The organism is Microbispora sp. CSR-4 (assembly GCF_008033685.1).
Taxonomy (GTDB): Bacteria; Actinomycetota; Actinomycetes; order Streptosporangiales; family Streptosporangiaceae; genus Microbispora.
Window position 1 is genome coordinate 1 of the sequence record NZ_VJVX01000118.1, and the last position, 7,421, is coordinate 7,421.

Annotated in this window: 7 protein-coding genes and 1 pseudogene; 4 read left to right on the plus strand and 4 right to left on the minus strand. The window is 70.7% G+C overall.

Going from position 1 to position 7,421, the window contains the following annotated elements; translation table 11 throughout:
* Window positions 1-198, minus strand: a 198-nt coding sequence (locus FLV34_RS38440) for an ATP-binding cassette domain-containing protein (protein WP_147945503.1), incomplete at its 3' end; no start/stop codon positions are given.
* A 19-nt stretch (window positions 199-217) separates the two neighbouring features.
* Window positions 218-1,420 carry an ROK family transcriptional regulator gene (locus FLV34_RS38445; protein WP_221890037.1) on the minus strand — a complete coding sequence of 401 codons (1,203 nt, stop codon included), beginning with the start codon at window positions 1,418-1,420 and terminating at the stop codon, window positions 218-220.
* A 157-nt stretch (window positions 1,421-1,577) separates the two neighbouring features.
* On the opposite strand from FLV34_RS38445, the gene FLV34_RS38450 reads away from it, so the two are divergent.
* Both FLV34_RS38450 and FLV34_RS38455 read left to right on the plus strand, forming a co-directional pair.
* Window positions 1,578-2,321 (plus strand): beta-phosphoglucomutase family hydrolase, encoded by a 744-nt coding sequence (locus FLV34_RS38450; RefSeq protein ID WP_142652676.1) that lies wholly within the window; start codon window positions 1,578-1,580, stop codon window positions 2,319-2,321.
* A complete protein-coding gene (locus FLV34_RS38455) occupies window positions 2,318-4,723 on the plus strand; it encodes a glycoside hydrolase family 65 protein (protein ID WP_142652675.1) in 2,406 nt (801 codons plus the stop codon). Before FLV34_RS38450 ends, FLV34_RS38455 begins: the two co-directional genes overlap by 4 nt.
* 28 nt (window positions 4,724-4,751) lie before the next feature.
* Here the strand turns inward: FLV34_RS38455 and FLV34_RS38460 are convergent, their stop codons facing one another.
* Window positions 4,752-5,660 (minus strand): SDR family oxidoreductase, encoded by a 909-nt coding sequence (locus FLV34_RS38460; protein WP_147945504.1) that lies wholly within the window; start codon window positions 5,658-5,660, stop codon window positions 4,752-4,754.
* Between the two features lie 110 nt (window positions 5,661-5,770).
* Entirely contained in the window at window positions 5,771-6,244 is a 474-nt protein-coding gene (locus tag FLV34_RS38465) for a MarR family winged helix-turn-helix transcriptional regulator (RefSeq protein ID WP_205831275.1), read from the minus strand.
* Between the two features lie 75 nt (window positions 6,245-6,319).
* On the opposite strand from FLV34_RS38465, the gene FLV34_RS43070 reads away from it, so the two are divergent.
* The gene (locus FLV34_RS43070; RefSeq protein WP_261986070.1) at window positions 6,320-6,442 is read left to right on the plus strand and encodes a hypothetical protein; all 123 of its coding nucleotides are present in this window, start codon (window positions 6,320-6,322) and stop codon (window positions 6,440-6,442) included.
* Window positions 6,443-6,668: 226 nt separating this feature from the next.
* A pseudogene (locus FLV34_RS42045) lies at window positions 6,669-7,421 on the plus strand (hypothetical protein); the annotation flags it as partial.

Here is a 7,421-nt window from a genome sequence, read left to right on the forward strand (position 1 = left end):
CAGCAGCACCTCCCCCTCATCCGGCGCATGCGCACCCGACAAGATCTTGATCAGCGTGGACTTCCCGGCCCCGTTCTGCCCGAGCAGGCAGTGCACCTCGCCAGCCCTGACCTCCAGGTCCACACCATCCAGCGCGCGTACGCCGGGGAACTGCTTGACGATCCCCCTCATCTGGAGCAGGGGGTGTTCGTCGGCCATGGGGATCTCCCAACGATGATCAGTTGGCGGAGTAGACGTGGTCGGAGTAGACGTGATCGCTGATGAGGCGGGTGGCGCCGACGACACCCGCGGTGTCGCCGAGCTCGGACAGCACGATCGGCAGGTTTCCGGTGGCGAGCGGCAGCGACCTGCGGTAGACGACGCTCCTGATCTCCGCGAGCAGCACGTGGCCGAGCTTGGCCACGCCCCCCGCGATGATCACGAGGCCGGGGTTGAAGAAGCTGACGAGGCTCGCCAGCACCTGGCCCACCCGGCGTCCGCCGTCGCGGATCAGCCCGATCGCGTCGGCGTCGCCCTGCGCCGCGGCGGCGGCGACGTCCTCGGCCGTCAGCGCGCCCGCGACCGCGAGCCGTTCGGCCAGGTAGGGCGAGCCGCCCGAGCGGGCCACCACGACCGCCTCGCGCGCCAGCGCGGCGCCGCCGAAGTACGCCTCAAGGCACCCGGAGTTGCCGCAGGAGCAGACCGGCCCGAGATCGTCCACCCGGATGTGGCCGATGTCGCCGGCGCTGCCGGACACCCCGCGGTAGATCTTCCCGTCCACCACGATGCCGCAGCCGATGCCGGTGCCGATCTTGACGAGCAGGAAGTCCTCGACGTGCCGCGCGAGACCGGCGTGCAGCTCTCCGAGCGCCATGATGTTGACGTCGTTGTCGACCACCGTGGGGCAGCCGAGTGCCTGACCGACCGTCTCCCTGACCGGGTAGCGGTCCCAGCCCGGCATGATCGGCGGCACCACCGGAACGCCCTCGGCGAAGCTCACCGGCCCCGGGACGCCGACGCCGGCACCGCTGAGCTCGCTGAACAGCCCGTCCCTGCTCAGCTTGCCGAGCAGTTCGATGGCCCGGTCGAGCACGGCGGCGGGCCCCTCTTTGATGTCGCAGGGCTCGCTCAGGTGACCGAGCACGTTGAGCTCGCCGTCGGTGACCGCCACGTCGATCGAGGTGGCGCCGATGTCGAGCCCGGCGAACCGGATGTCACGGGCCAGCCGTACGCGTCCCGAGCGCCTGCCCCCGCGTGAGGCGGCCAGTCCGTCGGGCTCGGCGAGCCCCAGCTCGATCAGCCGGTCCAGTTCCACGTTGAGCTTCGACCGTGACAGGTCCACCACGTCGCCGAGTTCGGCGCGGGAGCGCCCGCCCTCCCTCAGCAACCGCAGGAGCGCGGCCTGATGGACGTTCTCCGGCCTGATGGTCGTCCTCTTCACGTACGCCTCCGCGTCCCGGTGATTGGCTGGAAACGTACCTCTTTTCCCCCTGATCAGGGAAGACCTTTTATCGATCCGATGCAATCTTTCGCTGGAATCAACAAAAGTTAGGAGCGTCTGACGGGGTAGGAGAGTCAGGAGACCGGTTGGAGGGCGCATGCTGGGGTTGCCTGACGAAGTGCGCGGCTGCCTGTTCGACATGGACGGGGTGCTCACGCGTACGGCCCTGATCCACGCCGCGGCGTGGAAGGAGATGTTCGACGAATACCTGCGCGATCGAGCGGCCGCCACCGGCACGCCGTTCGTGCCCTTCGACGCGACCGGCGACTACGAGCGGTACGTCGACGGCAGGAAGCGCCTGGACGGCACCCGGGAGTTCCTGCTGTCCAGGGGCATCGACCTGCCCGAGGGCAGGCCGGACGACCCGCCGGGCATGCCCACCGTCAACGGCCTGAGCAACCGCAAGAACGAGCTGGTCCAGGCGATCCTCGACCGGCAGGGCGTGGAGGTCTTCGAAGGCTCGGTGCGCTACCTGCGCGCCGTACGCGACGCCGGGCTGCGCCGCGCGGTCGTCTCCAGCAGCGCCAACACGCGGCGCGTGCTCGCCGCGGCCGGGATCGACGACATGTTCGACGCGCGGATCGACGGCGAGGTGGCCAAGGAGCGCGGGCTCGCGGGCAAGCCCGCCCCCGACATGTTCCTCGCCGCCGCCGAGGCGCTCGGGCTCACACCGGCCGAGTGCGCGGTGTTCGAGGACGCGCTGGCGGGGGTCGCCGCCGGGCGCGCGGGCGGCTTCGCCCTCGTGGTCGGCGTGGACCGCGGGGATCAGGCGCAGGCCCTGCGCGACAACGGCGCCGACATCGTGGTGTCGGATCTCTCCGAACTGCTGGACGAGAAATGATCAAGCATCCCGCCTTCATCGTCGAGCCGTGGTCGGTGCGCGAGTGCCACCTGCACACCGACGTGCTCGCCCAGACCGAGTCGGTGTTCGCGCTGTCCAACGGGCACATCGGGTTGCGCGGCAACCTCGACGAGGGCGAGCCTTTCGGCCTGCCGGGCACCTACCTCAACTCCTTCTACGAGCTGCGCCCGCTGCCGTACGCCGAGGCGGGCTACGGCTACCCCGAGTCCGGGCAGACGGTCGTCAACGTCACCAACGGCAAGCTGATCCGGCTGCTCGTGGACGACGAGCCGTTCGACGTCCGCTATGGCACGCTGCACTCACACGAGCGGGTCCTCGACATGCGGGCGGGCACGCTCATCCGGAAGGCCTGCTGGAGCTCGCCGACCGGGGCGCGGGTGCGCGTCACCTCGACCCGGCTCGTGTCGTTCACCCACCGGGCGGTGGCCGCGATCCGCTACGAGGTGGAGCCGGTGGACCAGCCGCTCAACGTGGTCGTCCAGTCGGAGCTGGTGGCCAACGAGACCGTGCCGCCGCCGACCGCCGATCCCCGCGCCGCCGCCGCGCTGGAGGCGCCGCTGGTGCTGGAGGAGAACGTCGCCGCGCGCAACAACGTGTGCGTCATGGTCCACTCCACCAGGGCCAGCCGGCTGCGGGTCGCGGCGGGGATGCGGCACGAGATCGAGGGCCCGGACGGCACCCGGGTCGAGTGCGACGGCGGCGGCAACGTCAGCCGGGTCACGATCGCCACCCGGCTCGCGCCGGGCGAACGGCTGCGGCTCGACAAGTTCTTCGCCTACGGCTGGTCGGCCAAGCGGTCCAGGCCCGCGATGCACGACCAGGTCGTGGCGGCGCTGGCCGCCGCCAGGCTCACCGGATGGGACGGCCTGTGCGCCGAGCAGCGCGCCTTCCTCGACGACTTCTGGGCGGGCGCGGACGTCGAGGTCGAGGGCGACGCCGAGGTGCAGCAGGCCGTACGCTTCGGGCTGTTCCACCTGCTCCAGGCGGGCGCGCGGCTGGAGCGGCGGCCCATCGCGGGCAAGGGGCTGACCGGCTCGGGGTACGACGGTCACGCGTTCTGGGACACCGAGAGCTTCGTGCTTCCGGTGATGACCTACACCTATCCCCGGGCCGCCGCCGACGCCCTCATGTGGCGGGAGTCGATCCTCCCGCTCGCCCAGGCCCGCGCCGAGCAGCTCGGACTGCGCGGCGCCGCCTTCCCCTGGCGGACGATCAACGGCGAGGAGTGCTCCGGCTACTGGCCCGCCGGCACGGCGGCCTTCCACGTCAACGCCGACATCGCCGCCGCGGTCACGCGGTATGTCGACGCGACCGAGGACACCGGATTCGAGCGGGACGTCGGCCTGCCGCTGCTCGTCGCGACCGCCCGGCTGTGGTGCGCGCTCGGCCACCACGACGCCGACGGCCGCTACCGCATCGACGGCGTGACCGGCCCGGACGAGTACAGCGCCGTCGCCGACAACAACGTCTTCACCAACCTCATGGCCCAGCGCAACCTGCGGGCCGCCGCCGAGACGGCCGTACGCCATCTCGACCGGGCCGAGCTGCTCGGGGTCACGCTGGAGGAGGCGGCGATGTGGCGCGACTGCGCCGCCGCCATCTTCCTGCCATACGACGAGCGGCTGGGGGTGCACGAGCAGAGCGAGGGGTTCACCGGGCACGCGGTGTGGGACTTCGCGAACACCACGCCCGAGCAGTATCCGCTGCTGCTCCACTTCCCCTACTTCGACCTCTATCGCAAGCAGGTCGTCAAGCAGGCCGATCTCGTGCTGGCCATGCACCTGTGCGGCGAGGCGTTCACGCCCGAGCAGAAGGCGCGCAACTTCGCCTACTACGAGGCGCTGACCGTGCGCGACTCCTCGCTGTCGGCCTGCACCCAGGCCGTGCTCGCCGCCGAGGTGGGGCAGCTCGACCTCGCGTACGCCTACCTGGGCGAGGCCGCGCTGATGGACCTGCGCGACCTGGAGCACAACACCCGCGACGGCGTCCACATGGCCTCGCTCGCCGGGGCGTGGATCGCGCTGGTGAACGGGTTCGGCGGCATGCGGGCGCACGACGGCCGGCTCTGCTTCGCGCCCCGCCTGCCGCAGGGCATCACCCGGCTCACCTTCCGCGTCCGTTACCGGGGCCGCCTGGCGCGGGTCGATGTCGCCCCGGACGGCACGACGTACCGGCTCCTGCACGGCTCGCCCCTCACGGTGTCGCACCACGGCGAGGAGCTCACGATCGGCGCGCAGCCGCAGGCCCGGCGCAACGCGCCGCCGCCCTTCCCGGACCTGCCGGTCAGGCAGCCGCCGGGCCGCGAGCCGACACCCCGGCGGCCCGGGGACCTGTCCCGCGGTCTCGTCGTCCCGGCCGAGCAGCCGGCCGAGGAGGTCTGACCTCCCGGCCGGGGACGACGAAAGGAGATCAGAGCATGGCCTGCAGGGAGGCGCCGGCCTGCTCGCCCAGCTTCGTCGGAAGATAGGGCTGCTCGGCCATGACGGCCTCCCAGTTGTCGCGGATCGCCTCGACGGTGAGGTCGTCGGTCCGCCAGCCCGGCCCCTCCGCCACGAACACCCGGGCGATCCGCCCGGCGCCGACCGAGAACACCTCGCCGGTGGTCACGCAGCTCTCGTGGGCCAGGTAGGCCACGAGCGGGCTGACCCGCTCGGGGGTGAACTTGCTCTCGAACTCCGCGGGCAGCAGCGTCTCGGTCATCCGCGTCCACGCGACGGGGGCGATCGCGTTGGCCCTGATGTTCGCCCGCGCACCCTCGATGCCGAGGGTCTTCGTGAGGCCCACCAGGCCCATCTTGGCCGTCGAATAGTTGGCCTGGCCGAAGTTGCCGAACAGCCCGGCGGGCGAGGAGGTGTTCACGATCCGTCCGTATGCCTGCTCCTTCATGTGCGGGAACGCCGCGCGGCTGACCAGGAACGAGCCGCGCACGTGCACGGCGATCACGGCGTCGAACTCCTCGACCGTCATCTTCCCGAACGACCGGTCGCGCAGGATGCCGGCGTTGTTGACGAGGATGTCGACGCGGCCGAACGCGTCGAGCGCCGTCCGCACGATCGCCTCCGCGCCCTCCGGAGTGGCGACGTTGTCGGTGCTGGCCACCGCCTCCCCGCCGTTCTTCACGATGAGTTCGGCTACCTCCGCCGCGGGTCCCGAGGACGCGCCGGTGCCGTCGAGTGCGCCACCGAGGTCGTTGACGACGACCTTCGCCCCGCGGCTGCCGAGCAGCAGCGCATGCGACCTGCCGAGCCCGTGCCCGGCCCCGGTGACGATCGCGACCCTTCCGTCGAACCTCAGCTCGGACCCCTCAGCAGCCGACATGGCGCCACCCTTCGATAAAGAGAACAAGGTTCTGGTAGCACTTTAACCTCCGGCGGCGGTGGCGGCCCGTGCTACAAGAGTTCCGTGAGGGGACGGAGATCGGCGGCCCGTCAGTCGCCCTTTATGGCCTTCGCGGCGGACATGTCGTCGACGTAGCGGCGCATGAGGCGTTCGAGCTCCATGAGGTCCCGGTCGCTCCACTGCGCGAGAACGGGACCGGCCAGGCGCTGGCGGGCGGCGTCGAGAGCGTCGGTGACGCGGCGGCCCTCGGCGGTGATGATGGCCTCCTTCACCCGCGCGTCGGCGGGGCTGGGGCGTCGTTCTACCAGCCCGAGAGAGGCGAGTTTCGCGACCTGGCGGCTGATCGTGGTGTAGTCGCGTCCGGCGCGCTCGGCCAGCTCGACCACGCCGATCGGCCCGAATCGCTCGATGCCCACGAGGAGCGGGAACAGCGCGCGGTCGAGGGAGACGCCGGCTTCGGCCAGCAGCTCGTCATCGCGGCTGGGCAGGTTCATCAGCACGATCAGATCGATGATGGCCCCGTGGAGACGGCGCAACGTGGTCTGGCGTCGCCGTGTGGTCAAGGCGGCCTAACCGTCCTTCCTCGCTGTCGAGCCCTCCCTGATGTCGGGCTTACCTGAGTATCCGCCCTTCTCACGGTGCTCGGCGATCGGATACTCGCGGCCCAGGTGCTCGCACTCCGGACGCTCGCCGTACTCACCGCCCCGATGCTCACCGCCCCGATGCTCACCTACTCACCGCCCGGATACTCGCAGCCCTGATGCTCACCGCCCGGATACTCACAGCCGGATGCGGGGCGATTCCAGGCAGCCCCCTCGCTGCTCTTCGGCCAACCCTTCGCTGCTTTTGCCCACCCCCATTGACGTGCAGCACCCCCTGTTTTTTCGGACGACCTGAGGCTCCAACCCTTCACTGCGCACGGTTGCCACTCGCTCACAGAGTGTGAGAGAATCCATACATCAGTTCGAATCAAGCGAGGAGGGTGTAGTGGATCTGTTCGACATTGATCCTGAGCGCCTTCGTCATTCGAACGATGCCGACGGTGAGTGGTGGGACCGTCTGATCGCCAATTCCCCACTGTGGTCGTCCGACGGCTCGTCCGCCCGCGAGCCCTTCCCGATCATCAACTTCGGGCTCCGGCAGCGCGCCGACGCATCTGTTGTCGAGAGCGTGGACGCCCCGGGCGCGGACGTCCCAGGCACCGATACTGACAGCGCAACCAACGACGGCGCGGATGCCACGAGTGGGGCGGCCACCGGTACGAATGCCGCTGGCATAAGCGGTGCTGGCACGGACGGCGCTGACGCGAACGCCGCGCGTTGGACCGCCGACAGCGCGGGATCTGACGCGGGTGCCGCCCGTGGGGCTGCCGCCGGTGCGGACGCCGCTGGCGCGCATGGCGCTCGCGCGCACGCCGCGCGCGGGGCCGCCGACAGTGCGGCATTCGCCGGTGCGAATGTGGGTGGCGCGAACGGCACTGGCGCGAATGCCGCCCGTGAGACTGCCGAGGACGCGGCTCCCGCCGGTGCGAATGGCTCTGGCGCTAGCACGGATGGCGCTGGCGCGGGCGGCTCTGGCTCGGGTGCGGGCGCAGGTGCGGGTGCTTCCGGCGGTGTGGGTGGGCGTGATCGTGGTCGTGACCGTGGTCGGGGTGGTGTGCGGTCGTCGTGGGTGGTGGTGGGGTCGGTTCGTGAGGTGGCCCAAGAGCTGGCGCTGACCCCGCTTCCCGACGATGTGGAC

What these genes read in the sequence shown, in the direction of transcription:
- FLV34_RS38450 (WP_142652676.1), top strand. Translation starts at nt 1,578, where the DNA reads ATGCTGGGGTTGCCTGACGAAGTGCGCGGCTGCCTGTTCGACATGGAC.
- FLV34_RS38455 (WP_142652675.1), top strand. Translation starts at nt 2,318, where the DNA reads ATGATCAAGCATCCCGCCTTCATCGTCGAGCCGTGGTCGGTGCGCGAG.
- FLV34_RS38460 (WP_147945504.1), bottom strand. Translation starts at nt 5,660, where the DNA reads ATGTCGGCTGCTGAGGGGTCCGAGCTGAGGTTCGACGGAAGGGTCGCG.